Below are 16997 nucleotides of genomic sequence, written 5' to 3' on the forward strand. Positions count from 1 at the left end.
AGACTCAAAGTCATTGGCGTTGCAGGTAGGCCCACGGATGGGCCAAGTAACTAACGCAGCTAACAACCCTGCGGCTTCAAGTACAAAGAGTATAACCTAATGGCGCACAATACTTTCATGTGCGCCATTTAGCGTTTAGCATGTTAAAAAATGCTAAAAAGGGAACCCCATGGATATGGGCCAATTATTACGCCGCATTGCAAAATTTCTCGGTATCCTGACACCGGCGACCTACCCTTATCCGGCGTTGGATATCACCTTACCCGGCGAACGCCACTTCCATATGGTTGGCAGCATTCATATGGGGACCGAGGGCATGTTCCCCCTCCCCCACGAGTTGCTGAATAAATTGAATCAGGCTGATGCCCTTATCGTCGAAGCGGATATCACCGATGCCTCCTCACCTTTTGGTAACGATACCCTTAGCGAACCATTAATCGATAGATTACCTGAGGAGCCATATCAGCAATTGCTACAGCGCTGCGAAGAGCTGAGCACGGATCCGCACACGATGGCCTTTCTACCGGCATGGCAGGTTGCCTTGATGCTACAGGCTCGCCAGGCTCAACGCTTGGGGTTGCGCGGGGAGTACGGCATCGATTATCAATTATTGAAAGCGGCAGCAGCGCAACAAAAAAGAGTTATTGAGCTGGAAGGAACACAAATGCAGCTCGATTTACTGGAGACATTACCTGATAACGGTATGTCTTTGCTGCTTGATACACTAACCCATTGGCACACCAACGCACGCCTGCTACAAACCATGATTGGCTGGTGGCTAGAGCATCACCCAGCCAATAACCTAACTACACTGGCGCCAACCTTTAGCCAAAACCTATACGACGTACTGATGATTCAACGAAATAAACGCTGGCAACAGCAGCTCGAACAGTTACCCACCGGGCGTTATGTGGTTGCAGTAGGTGCACTGCATCTGTATGGCGAGGGCAATCTTCCTGATTTGTTGCAACCCGGCGTACAGTAATCACAAATAAAAGTAAAAAAAAGGCCGATATCGCTATCGGCCAGTCAAAGAGGAATTTTCATTATTTTAGTTATTAAGCGCCCACACTCCTTGCGGATAATATGAGCTGCAGGTACAGGGTAGCAACCTCACGATTAGATTAGCAACTTACATTCATCATGACTCAAGCAACTCATCATAATGACCTTGATTTTATTAGGTTAATTTTAACCCTACCGCAATAATTGGGTGTAGGATAATCCACTGGAATGAATTTTCATTTTTAATTGGACGTTTATTATGACCCCCGCAGTCGTTTTGCTGGAAAAACAAAAAGTTCCGTTCACATTGCACGCTTATCACCATGACGCAGCAGAAACTAACTTTGGCGATGAAGCCGTTAAAAAGTTGGGGCTTAATGCCGATCAGGTTTATAAAACCTTGCTGGTCGCCTTGAATGGTGACGCCAAAAATCTGGCGGTTGCCGTTACCCCCGTCGCCACTCAGCTTGATCTGAAAAAGGTGGCTCGTGCTTTAGGTGCCAAAAAGGCGGAGATGGCTGACCCACAATTGGCGCAGCGCACCACCGGTTATTTAGTCGGTGGTATCAGTCCATTAGGGCAGAAAAAGCGCTTGCCAACAGTGATCGATAGCCCGGCACAGACGTATGCCACTATATTTGTTTCCGGTGGCAAGCGGGGTTTAGATATTGAATTGGCAGCAGCAGATTTATGCCAGTTGCTACAAGGCAGCTTTGCCGATATTGCCAAACGGGATTAGTTGATTTATTGCATGACAGACCCGTAGCGCGCTGCACACATATCGCGCGCAAATCACCAGAAGCCTCCACTGCCAAATGGAGGCTTCCAGCTTCACGCCTTACTTATAAACAATCTCACCTTTCGGCTGATACTGACTGGCATCCAGTGGAGAGTGTTTTTCAATATACTGCTTCAATACTTCAGCATCGATAAAGCCGGTGTTCACATAGCCCGGTAGGGTATCGATTTTCGGGTAACCATCGCCGCCTAATGCATTAAAACTCAGAGTCGCCAGACGATACGTTTTATTCGGATCTAATGGCTTGCCCTGTATTTTCACGTCACTGACGCCATTGCCATCAGCGACCAAGCTGACATTAGCAAATTGTGCATAAGCACCTGAATCGACTTTTTTATTTGCCACCACGGCCAGATACTTCTCGATCTCACTGCCTTTCATATCGGCGTAAACTAACGTATTACCAAATGGCTGGACCTTAAGCACATTTTTATACGTAATATCACCGGCGTCGATAGAGTCACGCACCCCACCACCACTCATCACGGCGAAGTCAGCACCGGCTCGTTCCATTTGCGCGGCCAGTAACACCCGCGCCAGATTGGTCTGCTCGAAACGAACCTTGCTGCGATCACCTTCTAACTTGCCATTGACGCTGCCGACTTTAATATCCAACTGCGCCTTACCTTGCTCTTCAAAAGGCGTAAGTAGCTTCAGCATCGATGGATCTTGCGCGATCTCTTGGGTATAAAAGACCCGCTCACTGGTACCATCAGCCTTCTCAACTTTTTTCTTTAAATTGATGGGGATTAACTGATAACTCACCAGTTTCAATTCACCATTACGGAATTTAAAATCGGCACGGCCAACATATTTACCCCACTCATGAGCTTGAACAATCCAGGTTCCGTTCTGGCGATCAGGAGCACAAGGTGTACCGGGAACATAATCAGCCTGCTTATGGTTCTCACTGGCCATACAAACCGGATCTTGCGAGTGACCACCCACTATCATATCTAAATAGCCCGCCGGAAGGCTGCGTGCCATCTCTACATCACCCGGAGCATTCGAACCATGCTTACCATCATCGTAATGCCCCATATGGGTAGCGGCGATGATAATGTCAGGCTTATCGGTCTTTCGCAGTTGATCGACGACTTGCTTTGCTTCAACGGCCGGGACATGGAATTCAATATCGGTGAAATATTCGGGATTCCCGATCTTGGCAGTATCATCAGTCGTTAAACCAATTACCGCAATTTTCACCCCTTGCTTATCAAACAAGGCATAAGGCTTAAATAAGCGCTGTTGCGTGCTTTTCTGGTAAATATTGGCCGATAGCAGCGGGAAGGTTGCCCACTTCTCTTGTTGGCGCAGCACACTTAGTGGGTTATCAAATTCGTGATTGCCGATGGCCATCGCGTCATAACCGACCAGATTCATCCCCCGAAAATCAGGTTCCGCATCTTGCAAATCAGATTCAGGCACACCGGTATTGATATCCCCGCCTGACAGCAGTAGCAGGCTTCCACCTTCGGCTGCAACTTGTTTGCGAATATTATCGACGACCGTTTTCTGCGCCGCTAAACCATACTCACCGTGATCGTTTTGCCAGAAATGCCCATGGTGATCATTAGTGTGCAATATAGTGATATCGTAAGTTTTATCTTTTTCCCAGGCAGCAGCCCATCCAGGGGCGAACGCTAGCGACACAGCCAAGGCACATGCTGTGGTCGGTAATGAAAAACGCATGGCAAATCTCCATGTAGTCGTTAAAAACCGGCCCGATGAATACCGGCTTAATGAGTGAAAAGAGTGTAATGCATATCAATAGCACGATAAATCAAGACCATACCGTGACATAACTCGCATTGTAATGTGACGATTTGTAGATGAATTTCATGACTTTGGAATATATATCAAATTATGTCAGATGTAGTAAAAATCATTCGATCTGCATAATATGTATTCGTTACCAGCATATTATTAACAGTGAAAATTATTAGGCGAATACTCACTATGACCGATCGTTCTGAGACTGGATTCCAACCCTCCACTACTGCCGCTGTAAAACGTACATCCTTCTCTATACTGGGTGCTATTAGCGTATCTCACCTGCTCAACGATATGATTCAATCGCTGATTCTGGCGATTTATCCTTTATTACAAGCCGAGTTTTCACTGAGTTTTGCTCAGATAGGGCTAATCACGCTGACTTACCAGCTTACCGCATCACTACTACAACCCTTGATAGGGCTTTATACCGATAAACACCCCCAACCCTACTCTTTGCCAATTGGTATGGGTTTTACCTTATCAGGTATATTGCTGCTGGCGATGGCAACCACTTTCCCAGTGGTTTTATTGGCGGCAGCGCTAGTTGGCACCGGTTCATCAGTATTCCACCCTGAATCATCACGGGTAGCACGCATGGCATCCGGCGGTCGTCATGGTCTGGCCCAGTCCGTTTTCCAAGTTGGCGGCAACTTCGGAAGTGCTCTCGGCCCACTATTAGCTGCAATCCTTATTGCTCCTTACGGTAAAGGCAATGTTGGCTGGTTCTCCCTCGCGGCATTACTGGCCATTGTGGTGCTACTGCAAGTCAGCAAGTGGTATCAGCAGCAGCAAAAAATGACACATGGCAAAATCGTAAAAGTCTCATCAGCAAAAGTACTCCCTAAAAAGACAGTGATTAGCACATTAGTAATCTTGATGGTGCTGATATTCTCTAAATACTTCTACTTGACCAGCATTAGCAGCTATTACACCTTTTATCTGATGCATAAGTTTGGTGTTTCAGTGCAAAACGCCCAGATACATTTATTTGCCTTCTTATTCGCCGTAGCTGCTGGCACCATCATTGGCGGCCCTTTGGGTGATCGGATAGGGCGAAAATATGTTATTTGGGGGTCAATCTTGGGTGTAGCCCCCTTTACCCTTATTTTACCCTATGCTTCCTTGTATTGGACTGGGGTTTTAACTGTGATCATCGGCGTTATCCTCGCATCAGCCTTCTCTGCAATATTGGTGTATGCACAGGAGTTAATCCCTGGGAAAGTGGGGATGGTATCCGGCTTATTCTTCGGTTTTGCTTTCGGTATGGGCGGGTTAGGTGCGGCAGTACTAGGATATGTTGCTGATTTAACCAGTATTGAGCTGGTTTACCAAATATGTGCATTCCTACCATTACTGGGGATATTTACGGCCTTACTGCCTAATATAGAAGATAAGTAATAGTAACAGCCTTATAATCCCGACTGAGAGCGTTACTTTAGTCGGGATAGTTCCCTGTGTAATCTTGATGAAAACCGCAAATCCCCTACAAATAACCACTTCAGACAATTTCCATGCCAAACCAGACTTTTATCGATAAAAAATGAATTTTATCGCGCATTGATCGCATAAATACAATAAACTGGTGGCATTGTTGTGAAATGCTTGCTGCTCCGCATATCCAATATTCATTCAAAAGGCGGCAAGCCAGTGACAAATTTGTTGGGAGTAGATTTAAACGCTACTTGCAGCGGCCTAGCAAAGATCGGCCGAGTAACGAACGTAACCAACACACCTGCAATTTGAAAGATGGCAGGTATAACAAGAAGGAGTCTGGATGCACCACTCAACACCCTTAATCACCACGATCGTCGGAGGCCTTGTTCTCGCCTTCCTCTTGGGCTCTCTGGCCCACCGCCTGCGCATCTCACCCCTGGTGGGGTACCTTGCCGCAGGGGTGCTTGCCGGGCCATTCACGCCAGGGTTTGTTGCTGATACTTCATTAGCACCCGAACTGGCTGAAATTGGTGTTATTTTGTTGATGTTTGGTGTCGGACTTCACTTCTCGCTTAAAGACCTCCTCGCAGTAAAAGCTATCGCAATTCCCGGAGCCGTGGCACAAATAGCCGTCGCCACTCTACTTGGTATGGGCTTATCCCATTTATTAGGTTGGGATCTGGTCACCGGATTGGTCTTTGGGTTATGTCTATCAACCGCCAGTACTGTGGTATTACTGCGCGCACTGGAAGAACGGCAACTGATTGATAGTCAGCGAGGGCAGATTGCTATCGGTTGGCTGATTGTCGAAGATTTAGCAATGGTACTGACATTAGTATTATTGCCCGCGTTTGCCGGAGTCATGGGCAACGAAACCACCAGTTTGAGCCAATTATTTACAGAGTTAGCCATTACTATTGGTAAAGTGATCGCGTTCATAACCCTAATGATTGTAGTCGGCCGCCGGTTGGTGCCCTGGATACTGGCTAAAACAGCCAGTACCGGTTCACGAGAACTCTTTACGTTAGCAGTCTTGGTGTTGGCGCTTGGAATAGCCTACGGCGCTGTAGGGCTGTTTGACGTATCATTTGCTCTCGGTGCATTCTTCGCTGGAATGGTATTAAATGAATCGGAGCTGAGCCACCGTGCCGCGCAAGATACCTTGCCGCTGCGTGATGCCTTTGCCGTACTGTTCTTTGTTTCAGTCGGCATGTTATTCGATCCGATGATTTTACTGCGAGAACCATTAGCGGTGTTAGTGTCCTTGGCCATTATTATCTTTGGTAAATCAGCGGCTGCTTTCATACTGGTGCGGTTGTTTGGTCACTCAAAACGTACGGCTCTCACCATTTCCGTCAGTTTGGCACAAATCGGAGAGTTCGCCTTTATCCTGGCAGGGCTGGGTATTTCTCTTGGTTTAATGTCTGAACATGGCCGTAATCTGGTGCTGGCGGGGGCGATTCTTTCTATCATGCTCAACCCGTTACTTTTCACCTTGCTGGATCGCTATTTAGCCAAGAATGAAACGATGGAAGATCTGATACTGGAAGAGGCGGTAGAGGAGGAAAAACAGATCCCTGTCGACTTATGCAACCATGCATTATTGGTGGGATATGGCCGGGTAGGTAGCTTATTAGGGGCAAAACTTAACGCAGAAGGCATCCCGCTGGTCGTCGTAGAAAATTCACGCCCGCGTGTAGAAGCCTTACGTGAACAAGGTATTAATGCGGTATTAGGTAATGCTGCAAGCGCAGATATTATGTCATTGGCGCGTCTGGATTGTGCCCGCTGGCTCCTATTAACGATTCCAAATGGCTACGAAGCCGGTGAAATTGTCGCATCAGCCAGAATTAAGCGGCCAGATCTTGAGATAATCGCCCGCGCCCATTATGACGATGAAGTGGTTTATATCTCAGACCGCGGCGCTAACCAGGTTGTTATGGGAGAACGTGAAATCGCCAACAGCATGCTTAATATGCTAAAAATAGAAACGCTGACCGAAGAAGATAAAATGCCAGTTTGCCCGATTTAAAAACATATCTGTGTTTATAACTGAAGTTTTATACTCTAAATAATGCAAGTTGCGGGAAGGCAGCTACAAGCAAATCCCCAGGAGCTTACACGAGTAAGTGACTAAGGTGACAAATCTGCCGGGAGCAGATTTGAACGCCGCTTGCAGCGGCCTCGCCTTGCGAGGCCCAAGGATGGGCCGAGTAATAAGAGCAGCCAACGCGCATGCAACTTGAAGTATGACGGGTATCTTACCGCTCCCAGTACGACTCTTCTAAACTATCTTCCCGTTCAGGCAAGCCACGTGTTAAACGCGGCGAATGCTGGTTTAATACCTGATAACTGACCCGATTAGCATACTTGCACACTTGTGCCAACGAGGAGTAGCTAAGGTAACTTCGCACATGTTTGCTAGAGTTCGGAACGTTATTACGATGATAGCCATTAGCCGCAATATCATGCAGCACAGCGGACAATGCACCATCCCCTGCCCCGTTGGTATTCATTATTTTCTCAGGCCCGCCCATATAAGGCGCAATGTGAGAATAGATACGTAATGGATGATCACAATGCTCTTGGCGCATTGCCCGGCTAAATTCATACAGGTTAAATTCTGCGATAGCGCCAGGTAATAATGGATGCTGTGTTTGGCGCTTATTCGCCTCTTCAGTATATCCTGCCATATAAAGCCCATTCGGGCCGGCAGTACAAAGCACTAAATCCACCCAATTCAATGCCATATCAGAAGCCATCAACGGATCATTCAGGCCAGTAAGTTCATAAGCCTCATCTTCATTCATCGCCAATATAGAGACGTGCTCGCTGAGAAAATCACGCCACCACTGCGGATTATCTGCAATAACATATTTCGTCCCTAGGGTCATCACGACGGGAACATCATGTTTCTTCGCATAACTGATAGCCTGCATTGTAGCCGCCGGCATAGGTTCATCTGGCTTACAACGCACCAGATAAGCAGTCAGCACCAAAGCAGAAGCTCCCGCAATCACATCTTCAGGAATACTTTCAGGGCGTAGCTGATTCATTTGCCCCGGACTTATCGCAAAAGTCCGCTCACCATTATCGCTAATCAAGGTAAAACAGCGGCCAATAGCGCCATCAACTGCCTGCAAATAATTCAGATCGGTGCGACTTGAGGTATTACACAGATAACGATAGGCATAACTGCCAATTTTAATATTGCTACACATGGTGCCCAACAGGATGGAACGATCATCAGCAAGGACAGAATAGTTGTGCAACGTATTACCAATAGTTCCGCCAGCGAACTCATGAGTAATCAACCCATTAGCGGTTAGTTCCTGATAAAGGTTTTCAGCGATATCATCTTCAATCACTAAAGAGTGCCCTTGGCTCAGACCATAACGGGCAATAAATCCCTCATCAACCTTGGCTTCAATATCAACCAACGTCTGGTCAATACCAACGATATAAGAGGTGCTCACTTCATTTTCTGTTTGCGCCGGTTGCAATAAAGGGTCACGGGCATTAACCGGAAAATAGTGCTTAGATTTGCGTTTACCAGGAAATTTCATTGTTTTGAGTAAAAAATTGAAATGGGAAGATAAGGGATTTTAGCATATGAATTAACGTGAATCACAAGATAGGCAGTATTGTCGAAAGAAAATGATATCACATTAACATATTAAACTAACTCAATGGTTAGAAAAAATGGCGAGTAAAGATACTCATTCGACCACTGATTAAATCCAAGATAATCAACTTTACTCTTTGCTTTGAGCAAGCTTAGGAAGCTATTCCCCACGCGCACGCGCAAAGTGAGCAACCAAGACGAAACTAATTGAACCAATAAGGCCAGCAATAGCAAATAAAATTATAATCAAGCCACGCTTAGGAGCATCTCTTGTAGCCGGTTCTGTGGGTTGTTGTAAATACTTAAATGGCACTATATCCACTTTAGGGATTTCTAATGTATTCAGTTTATCCAAATATAGCTTACGGTTAAAAAGAGTCACATTTATGGATGCTAAATCAGTAATGGATTTCTCTATTTCCAGTTTGCTATTTAACACATCTGTGCCCATAAGGATAAGGAAGTCTGGGTCATTACTGACAACAGAACCGCTACTATAAATTGGCTTTTTAATACCAGCAGAATTTGCAATAGAATAGGCATTTTTTAAACGATTAATTTTCACTTCTTGATTGTTTTTGGCACGTAATAGTTCTTGAGAGTACTCATCCATTGCCATAGTTTTAGCAGAATCAACAGCACGCTGTATTTTTAGATTAATATCATTATTAACAATAGTCTTTATATAGTCAAGATAGCCTTGTAAAAGTTCATGAGCACCTTCCGGCGTAGTAGCACTAAAAGATAACTTATATCCTCCATCTATATTTCCGGGTTGGAGACTAACTAAACCAATACTACTATTAACTAACACACCAATTAATTCGCGCCTTACAAAACCATCACCTGTATTATTTTTTATCAGATACTTAAAGTAATCACTATTAAGTATATATTGTTCACGTAGATCTTCAGAATTGAAATTCTGAACGAAACTTGACATCAGATAAGCAGGTGTAATACCTAGTTTAATATCCAAGACGGTCAGACTGTTTGTTATTTTATCTAAAACCCGCATCTGTTCATTACCAGGAGGAGCAATGACTGTTACGCTAGTCCATTTTTGAGGGAGAAAGTAGGAAAAGACAAAACCACCAATCAAGAAAATCAATGTTATCAATATAATTTTAGTTTTTGATCTAAATACAATTTCAGACAACTCAAAGAGGTCAATTTCATTTTTTGAAGGTAATGTTCCAGAGATAATATAGCTACTTTTTATTCGAGTATCAACTTTGTTATTTACATATTTATCATTCATTAATTACTACCTATATATATTTATGAGTCAATATAAACCTAAACAAAGAATCAGTGCATACGAGCAGTTTAAGTGATTAACAAAAGAATTGCCACACAGAGTAAAATGGATTACGAGGCATGATTTGTTGATAGTACGAATGGTCATATCTCAACCAATAACTCTATCGTATACTCCCTCTGAGTCAGTTAGGTAGATTATTCTGCGGATCAGGTGGGTTTATGCAAATATGGCTTTGTGATGTTTTGAGTCCACGTACTTGATCGAGTAGCAGACTTGGTGAATTATCCATAGCTGAACCTCAGTTTGCAAGTCAGTCGGCACCAATGACCTGAAGTTAGCCCCTTAGTTTTCAGATAGATACAGTCCCATAGCCCCTTTTTTATCTTCAAGGTTGAGCGCCAGTACCGTATAAATGGTCTTACCGACATAACGCCCATTCTCTCGTATTTTATAGTGGATGGCATCTAGCCAGATGAAAGGGGAAATGGCTTCCTGAGGGCACTGTTACCACTGTTTAAGTTCGGGAATAACCTTATAAATTATCGCTCTAATGGCTGTACTCGAGATACTGAAGGCGTAAAGGCCTTCGATTTCCCGGCTGATATCGGTGTAGCTCATCCCGAGGACAAACAATCGGATAATCTTTTGTTCGATCTCGTTTGATAGCGTGGTCTGGTGTTTTCACCAACTGGGGTTAAAAAACCATTACGATCACGTGGAGTAGCCAGTTCGAAGCTAGCAGGGTTGGCTTGCCCGGCTGGATTAGCCTCAGTTCCACGCAGTGTTCGAAGGCCCACGGGTCCATTGCCCAGCAGGTAAATTCAGGTCCTGGTTCGGTTCTTATCGTCCCAGATATCCACGAAACAACGCAATACTGTCCAGAATGCACGTTACCCGAAGAGCGGAAATCCCGAAAACGACGGTGACTGTAAGGCATTCCTTCGTAAAATCATCCACGCAGGTCAAACATTTTATCCTACGTCCGGTTGCCAGCACGCCCATGACAGAATCCATTGACCAGGTCAGGTTAGGTGCCGTAGGACACAACAGAGACAGACGATCTGTTGCCAGTCCTTTACGGCGCCGTCTGCACTTTACTCCCAGCCCCTGCAGATGATCACTTGTGGTTAACATGAAGCACTCTCGCCTCAGAAACTGCCATATGCGCCGGTAGCCAAAACGTCTGCGCTCAAGTGCCAGTTCAGTGATGCGTCCAGATAAATGAGCATCAGTTCCCGAGCGCTGCACCTCATAGGGATGTCCTTATGTGGCTTATGAATACATTACTAACATCGCAGCGTATTAATCAACGGGGATCAGGTCAAACTAATGCCAACAAAAAACCAATTATATGTAATGGCACTAAATACTATATCCATTAGGATTATTTTTCTGCCAATTCCAGCTATCACGCATCATTTCATCGAGTCCACGTGTTGCCTTCCAGCCAAGCTTCTGCATTGCTAATGACGAATCAGACCAGCATTTAGCTACATCGCCAGAACGCCGTTCAACAATTTTGTAATTAATCTTAATGCCTGACACTTTCTCAAAGGTGTTAACAAGATCTAAAACTGAGTAGCCAATTCCCGTTCCTAAATTAAATATTTTAAAAGATGGGCCATCATCTTTATGATCTAAAGCAGCCAGATGTCCACTAGCGAGATCCATTACATGTATATAATCACGAACCCCCGTACCATCTTTAGTTGGATAATCACCGCCATATACAGGTAAGTAATCCAATTTCCCGATAGCCACTTGCGTAATATAAGGAAGTAAATTACAAGGTATCCCGTTAGGGTTTTCACCAATCATCCCAGATGAGTGAGCACCGACAGGGTTAAAATAGCGTAAGCAAGTAATTCGGAACTCTGGATTTACATGTGCAAGATCGCGTAATATTTGCTCAACCATCAGCTTGGAAGTTCCATAAGGATTCGTTGTTCCTCCAACTTTACAACCCTCATGTAAAGGAACTGTTTCAGGATAGCCATACACTGTTGCTGAAGAACTAAAGATAAAACTATTAATACCGGCCAAAATCATTTCTTGCAACAGAACTAGGCTGCCGGTCATATTATTCTCATAGTATGAGATAGGATCTTGTATAGATTCCCCAACTGACTTCAGACCTGCAAAGTGAATAACATCCGTTATCTGATGCTGTGTAAAGATCGCTTTGAGTGCATCCCTATTAAGAATATTTTCAACATAAAGCGTCGTTTTCTTACCAGCTAGAGCCTCGACACGACACAAAGACTCTCTCAGCGAGTTAGATAAATTGTCTATCACAATAACATCATCGCCTCGTTCTAAAAGAGCCAGTACGACATGAGAACCTATGTAACCAGCACCACCAGTAACCAGAATAGCCATTCCATCTCCAGAATTTTAGATCAACTTTATTTACAACTCGTTTAGTTGCACAATAAATTCAGGCTTCTATTATTCGTTTAAAAAGAAGTCCAGCCTCGAGTAATTTACTCTATTCACCCAATATATTTAACCAAGAGAAAATGACGAAATTTATTATTTCACGCTCTCCATAATATCTATAACTACAATCACACCATTCATATACAATATTTTATATTACTATAAGCAAATTATCTTTTTAATAAAAAAAAGCAATACCTCATTGGGAGAAAGTAAAACACCCACATTAGCAGCGGCCGCCAAGTCAATTTAATTATACGTCAAGAGAATTTATAATAACAATATATTCTCACTACCGACTTCATGAATGGTTTGTCTATGCCACATAGCGATATTGTGATAAAAATAGAGTTTTCATAATAGTTTATTGTTTTAATATATTGTCATGACTATTCTTTAAAATCTGCAGAAATAATTTCAATTAACCTCTCAGTGGCTTTATTTTCATCAAATTTCTCTACTGCAATCTTACGGCTTGCTTTTCCCATAGAAATAATGCGATTAGGGTTTTCAATATAAACAACCATTGCATTCACTAAAGCAGCCACATCCCATGGTGGGATTAAATATCCATTGTAACCATCAATAACTGTTTCCCGGCAACCAGGAACATCAGTAGTTATCACTGCTCTTCCTATCGACATTGCTTCTTGAGTACTTCTTGGAACTCCTTCTCTGTATGAAGGTAAGACAAAAACACTAACCTCCTCTAAAAAATGTTTAATTTCAACAAGTTGCCCTAAAAAACTAACATTACCTTCATTTTCCCATTCATCAACTTGAGCTTGATTTATTCCTCCTGGGTTATTATCAACAGAGCCTGCTATACTAAAACGTACCAATGGATATTTTGATTTTACTATTTTTGCAGCCTGAACAAATTCTCTTACACCTTTTTCAACAAGAAGCCGTGAAACCATTCCAAAATGAATACTCTTAACCTTGGGCTCAGTGTAAGCATATCCATCAAGATCAACTCCAATCCCACCGATAATGTCATAATCCTTAACTTTAATATTGCTGTGCAATATGAGATCACTATAATCATCTTTATTTAAAAATAAGACTTTATTTGCTAATGGAAGCGAAATTTTATATAACCAAGTTTGTACTTTCCTCAATACTTTTTTACGCCATGACTCCTCATGCGAATGTGAGGTGAAACAGAAACCTAACCCTTCCAGAAGTAAGTAAATATCATTTACACCTGCAACCTTAGCAGCAATTGAGCCAAAGATAACGGGTTTTGGAAAGAAACATAGGACAACATCAGGTTTTATTTTTTTTATTTTCTTCGACAATCTATATGTGTTTACAAAATCGGATAATGGATTCATTCCTGAACGTGAAAACTGATAAAAACTAGGTTTTGCTCCCATCTTTTTTATTTTATCAAAATTCTCTTGATCATTATCTATTGTCAATGTTTCAACACTTATACCACGCCCAGCAAGAACCTGAATAATTTTTTTCCTGAATAAAACTATCGTACTAGACTGATTTCCAATTAGTAGCACCTTCATATATTAAACCTTATAAATCTTCAGCCACTGTTGCACTATATTTTTTATAGAAAAATTATCAATAACTCTCTGTCTATTTCTTGATAAGATCGAACTAATTTCTTCGTCAGAATAATTAAGTACTTCAGTTATTTTTTCCGCCAGTGCTTTACTATCTGAAATAGGAACAACAAGTTGCGAGTTTCCCACAACTTCTGCAACACCTCCAGCATCAGTGACGACCAATGGTCTCTCACAAGACATAGCTTCCGCAACAACTAAGCCAAAGCCCTCCCAACGAGAGGAAAGTACAAATAAATCGCAGGCTGAATACCACTCTTCTACATTTTTCTGCATTCCAAGCCAATGGACACGTTCGTCGCAGTTTAAATTTATAGCCAATTTTTTTAACTGATCATCCAACTCCCCCGAACCGATTATTGCCAATTGAGCTTTTGGTACCATATCTAAACATGCAAATGCTCTAAGTAGGTTAGGATAATCTTTTGCTTCAGTTAATCGCCCAATAGCTAGTAACAGTGGCGTTGAATTTCCTACGCCTAGTTCGTTTCTTTTTATTTCGCGCCATTCAGAATTAAATATGAATTTTTTGTGGTCTATACCATTATGAAGTGCAACTATTTTGTCTTTCCTAGTAGCGCCTTTAGCGATGAACTCTTCCACTGCCTCCTGACTCACGTTCGTTGAGACATCGGCCAAAAAGTCAGTTAAGCGATATGCTAGCATTCGAATACGCCCCCCCTCATTTTTACTATGAGCGGTGCTTATCAAAATTGGAATATATGTAGTTAAACGTAATAAACGTGAAAAAATATTCGCATGAACCATATGGCTATGTATAATATCAGGAGAGAAACTTTTTATTATTTGACGGGCCTTCAGGTAGGACTTTACCACCCCCAGAAAAGTTCTTTTCATATTTAAATTAACTACTTTAATTTTCAAATTTTTAGGCTTACAAATCACCTCACCAGACAAACAAATAATCATGATATTATGCCCTTGGAAAGATAGCTCATCCGAAAGGTCACATAATTGCCTTTCAGCACCACCGAGACCAAGACCTGTAATTGTGAATAAAATATTCATAGTTCGTCATTACCTCGAACCTTTATCTTCTATTGAAGAAAGCCACTTTTCGTGTGCCAAATCATGAAGTCCATTATTATCATAGAATATATAAGAAGAATTCACTTCTAATTGATAAAATGATATAGGTGCATTTGGATTTCTAAAATAAGAAGCTAGATTAAAAACGATAAAAAGGGCAAATAAACAATATGCTCTAAATAGTTTGAGGCTTAACAATCTAGAAAACACATTACCTTGTAAAGAAAAGTATAATACAACAACAAAATAGAAGTAGTAAGAAATCCTGACCAAGAAAGGTATCGAGGAACTAAAAAGATGTATAATGGCACCAAGATAGATTAGTCTAACCAACAAGTCATCTTTATATTTTATATTTCTATGTTTTATATTAAAAAAACAAACTAGTATAAAAATAAAATCCAATATATTCAGAAAACCAAACTTCAATAAGACGCCATAAGACGATAAATAATAATTTATTTTTTCAAAAACAAAATTAAAACCCGCAAGAGAACTGAATAGATGACCAGATAAAAAAATCAAACAAAATAAGACTATAGCTAGCAGCAAAGAAATTAAAAAAAATGATTTATCATTTTTTATTTTCATGAGAAAGAATATAGGTATTATTGCTATAGCTGACGCATGAAAACATGATGCAACAATGACCCAGCGAAAATATCCTTTTTGTAAAAACACAAAACACAGGAACGAGTAAAACACTATAATACAAGCAATATACTGCCTAAGCTGTTCTAGAATCAAAGAGTAGCCAAAAACTAAAACTATAAAAGCAAAAAAATAAGGTTGATTACAGTTAACTTTGAAAAGAATAAAGGATAAAAGAAAAAAACAGATTAGATAGAATAGTAAAATTGAAGTTCCAAAATCTCCAAATGATAAATATAATAACAACTTGAAAAAATAAACAAAACCAAATTCAAAAATAGAAAATGGAGTACCTCCTTCAATGAAGGATAAAAAAATATATACTCCAATCATTTCCATTTAAATAGAATATAGAAAATGCCACAGATAACCATAGCACAGATAAAAATGAGATTACCACTTTAAGTCTAAAATTAACCTTATTCCATAGAGTAGAAAGAAGTAGTAAAGGAAACGAGACAAAAAGTATATACATTTTTATCGTCCCATTCGATCGAGTATATAGATCATTATATGCAGTGGATCAAAAAACTTTAACCACCGAGAATATTTAGGGAAACGAGAATTTAAATAAAAATAAAATTTATGATGTAAATAAGCTAAATAATGTTTTTTTTCCAATCTAAAATCATTTAGTCTAAATAAATCAGATAAAAGTTTTTTGTTAATTCCTAAACCACTTTGTGTGGTTACTTGATTAGAGTGTATTCTGTACTCTACAGTTATTACATCCAAGAAAACAACATCCCTCTTTTCACATATAAGCTTAAGCCAAAGGGGGAGGTCCTCTAATAATTCATACCTCTCATTAAAGATGACACCTTCATCTCTAAAAAGAGAGTTGTTAATAAATGCAGCTGGGGCAAGGTTATTCAGATGTAACATTGCTAAAAATTCTTTACACCAACTGGCTTTTAATTTTATTACATACTTTGTCCATCCTAATGGATAGATATTGCCAACTTCCACTCCGGAACCAAAAGTCTCAAATAAAGAAAAAATAACTATTGGCCGAATTTTAAACATATCGGAATACTTTACTAATTGGACAATTGCATCTGGTTTCATTATATCATCAGAACCAATAAATTTAACCCAATCTCCTTGGCAGTATGGAATAGCTTTATTCAAGTTTTTCGGTATACCTTCATTTTTACCACTGGTAATTAATATAATACGAACATTATTATTTGATTTTTTTTTATTTATCCACTCATTGCATATGTTTACAGTAGCATCGCTAGAATAATCATCAGTTATTATTATTTCAATATTTTTATATAGCTGATTGATACAACTATCCAACGTTTCTTCGATAAAATGCTCCGCATTATACGATGCAACTACTATTGATACTAATGGATTATACAT

12 protein-coding genes and 2 pseudogenes are annotated in these 16997 nt (G+C 41.2%); 4 read left to right on the top strand and 10 right to left on the bottom strand.

Annotated features, from left to right (window positions below; translation table 11 throughout):
- The first annotated feature begins 175 nt into the window (after window positions 1-175).
- The gene (locus EL015_RS15680; protein ID WP_032905741.1) at window positions 176-985 is read left to right on the top strand and encodes a TraB/GumN family protein; all 810 of its coding nucleotides are present in this window, start codon (window positions 176-178) and stop codon (window positions 983-985) included.
- 279 nt (window positions 986-1264) lie between these two features.
- Complete coding sequence (ybaK, locus tag EL015_RS15685) at window positions 1265-1744, top strand: Cys-tRNA(Pro)/Cys-tRNA(Cys) deacylase YbaK (RefSeq protein WP_005182371.1); 480 nt, start codon at window positions 1265-1267, stop codon at window positions 1742-1744.
- A 99-nt stretch (window positions 1745-1843) separates the two neighbouring features.
- On the opposite strand, the gene ushA is transcribed toward ybaK, so the two are convergent.
- Entirely contained in the window at window positions 1844-3496 is a 1653-nt protein-coding gene (ushA, locus tag EL015_RS15690; protein WP_005182369.1) for a bifunctional UDP-sugar hydrolase/5'-nucleotidase UshA, read from the bottom strand.
- Between the two features lie 267 nt (window positions 3497-3763).
- On the opposite strand from ushA, the gene rosA reads away from it, so the two are divergent.
- Together rosA and ybaL are read left to right on the top strand one after the other, a co-directional pair.
- Entirely contained in the window at window positions 3764-4978 is a 1215-nt protein-coding gene (gene rosA, locus EL015_RS15695) for an MFS transporter RosA (protein ID WP_032905625.1), read from the top strand.
- A gap of 376 nt (window positions 4979-5354) precedes the next feature.
- A complete protein-coding gene (gene ybaL / locus EL015_RS15700) occupies window positions 5355-7046 on the top strand; it encodes a YbaL family putative K(+) efflux transporter (protein WP_032905624.1) in 1692 nt (563 codons plus the stop codon).
- 229 nt (window positions 7047-7275) lie between these two features.
- On the opposite strand, the gene EL015_RS15705 is transcribed toward ybaL, so the two are convergent.
- From EL015_RS15705 to EL015_RS15745, 9 genes and pseudogenes are all read right to left on the bottom strand, one after another.
- Window positions 7276-8580, bottom strand: coding sequence for an inosine/guanosine kinase (locus EL015_RS15705; RefSeq protein WP_005182364.1), 1305 nt, complete (start codon window positions 8578-8580; stop codon window positions 7276-7278).
- Between the two features lie 219 nt (window positions 8581-8799).
- Window positions 8800-9900 carry an LPS O-antigen length regulator Wzz(fepE) gene (wzz(fepE), locus tag EL015_RS15710; RefSeq protein ID WP_005182354.1) on the bottom strand — a complete coding sequence of 367 codons (1101 nt, stop codon included), beginning with the start codon at window positions 9898-9900 and terminating at the stop codon, window positions 8800-8802.
- 222 nt (window positions 9901-10122) lie between these two features.
- Window positions 10123-10655, bottom strand: a pseudogene (locus EL015_RS22105) (transposase); the annotation flags it as partial.
- Window positions 10646-11157: pseudogene (locus tag EL015_RS15720) on the bottom strand (DDE-type integrase/transposase/recombinase); the annotation flags it as partial. The pseudogenes EL015_RS22105 and EL015_RS15720, both read right to left, overlap by 10 nt.
- Window positions 11158-11265: 108 nt before the next feature.
- Window positions 11266-12282 carry a UDP-glucose 4-epimerase GalE gene (gene galE, locus EL015_RS15725; protein WP_005182349.1) on the bottom strand — a complete coding sequence of 339 codons (1017 nt, stop codon included), beginning with the start codon at window positions 12280-12282 and terminating at the stop codon, window positions 11266-11268.
- A 449-nt stretch (window positions 12283-12731) separates the two neighbouring features.
- Window positions 12732-13865 (bottom strand): glycosyltransferase family 4 protein, encoded by a 1134-nt coding sequence (locus EL015_RS15730; protein WP_005182344.1) that lies wholly within the window; start codon window positions 13863-13865, stop codon window positions 12732-12734.
- Between the two features lie 3 nt (window positions 13866-13868).
- Window positions 13869-14954 (bottom strand): glycosyltransferase, encoded by a 1086-nt coding sequence (locus EL015_RS15735; protein WP_005182342.1) that lies wholly within the window; start codon window positions 14952-14954, stop codon window positions 13869-13871.
- Between the two features lie 9 nt (window positions 14955-14963).
- Window positions 14964-15965 (bottom strand): EpsG family protein, encoded by a 1002-nt coding sequence (locus EL015_RS22180; RefSeq protein ID WP_126286795.1) that lies wholly within the window; start codon window positions 15963-15965, stop codon window positions 14964-14966.
- A 138-nt stretch (window positions 15966-16103) separates the two neighbouring features.
- The gene (locus EL015_RS15745) at window positions 16104-16997 is read right to left on the bottom strand and encodes a glycosyltransferase (protein ID WP_053012085.1); all 894 of its coding nucleotides are present in this window, start codon (window positions 16995-16997) and stop codon (window positions 16104-16106) included.

This window comes from Yersinia intermedia, from assembly GCF_900635455.1.
In the GTDB taxonomy this organism is placed as follows: Bacteria; Pseudomonadota; Gammaproteobacteria; order Enterobacterales; family Enterobacteriaceae; genus Yersinia; species Yersinia intermedia.

Coding starts and splice junctions, on each gene's coding strand:
- ushA (WP_005182369.1), bottom strand. CDS start 3,496: ATGCGTTTTTCATTACCGACCACAGCATGTGCCTTGGCTGTGTCGCTA.
- galE (WP_005182349.1), bottom strand. CDS start 12,282: ATGGCTATTCTGGTTACTGGTGGTGCTGGTTACATAGGTTCTCATGTC.
- rosA (WP_032905625.1), top strand. CDS start 3,764: ATGACCGATCGTTCTGAGACTGGATTCCAACCCTCCACTACTGCCGCT.
- EL015_RS15735 (WP_005182342.1), bottom strand. CDS start 14,954: ATGAATATTTTATTCACAATTACAGGTCTTGGTCTCGGTGGTGCTGAA.
- EL015_RS15745 (WP_053012085.1), bottom strand. CDS start 16,997: ATGTATAATCCATTAGTATCAATAGTAGTTGCATCGTATAATGCGGAG.
- ybaL (WP_032905624.1), top strand. CDS start 5,355: ATGCACCACTCAACACCCTTAATCACCACGATCGTCGGAGGCCTTGTT.
- EL015_RS15680 (WP_032905741.1), top strand. CDS start 176: ATGGGCCAATTATTACGCCGCATTGCAAAATTTCTCGGTATCCTGACA.
- EL015_RS15730 (WP_005182344.1), bottom strand. CDS start 13,865: ATGAAGGTGCTACTAATTGGAAATCAGTCTAGTACGATAGTTTTATTC.
- ybaK (WP_005182371.1), top strand. CDS start 1,265: ATGACCCCCGCAGTCGTTTTGCTGGAAAAACAAAAAGTTCCGTTCACA.
- EL015_RS15705 (WP_005182364.1), bottom strand. CDS start 8,580: ATGAAATTTCCTGGTAAACGCAAATCTAAGCACTATTTTCCGGTTAAT.
- EL015_RS22180 (WP_126286795.1), bottom strand. CDS start 15,965: ATGGAAATGATTGGAGTATATATTTTTTTATCCTTCATTGAAGGAGGT.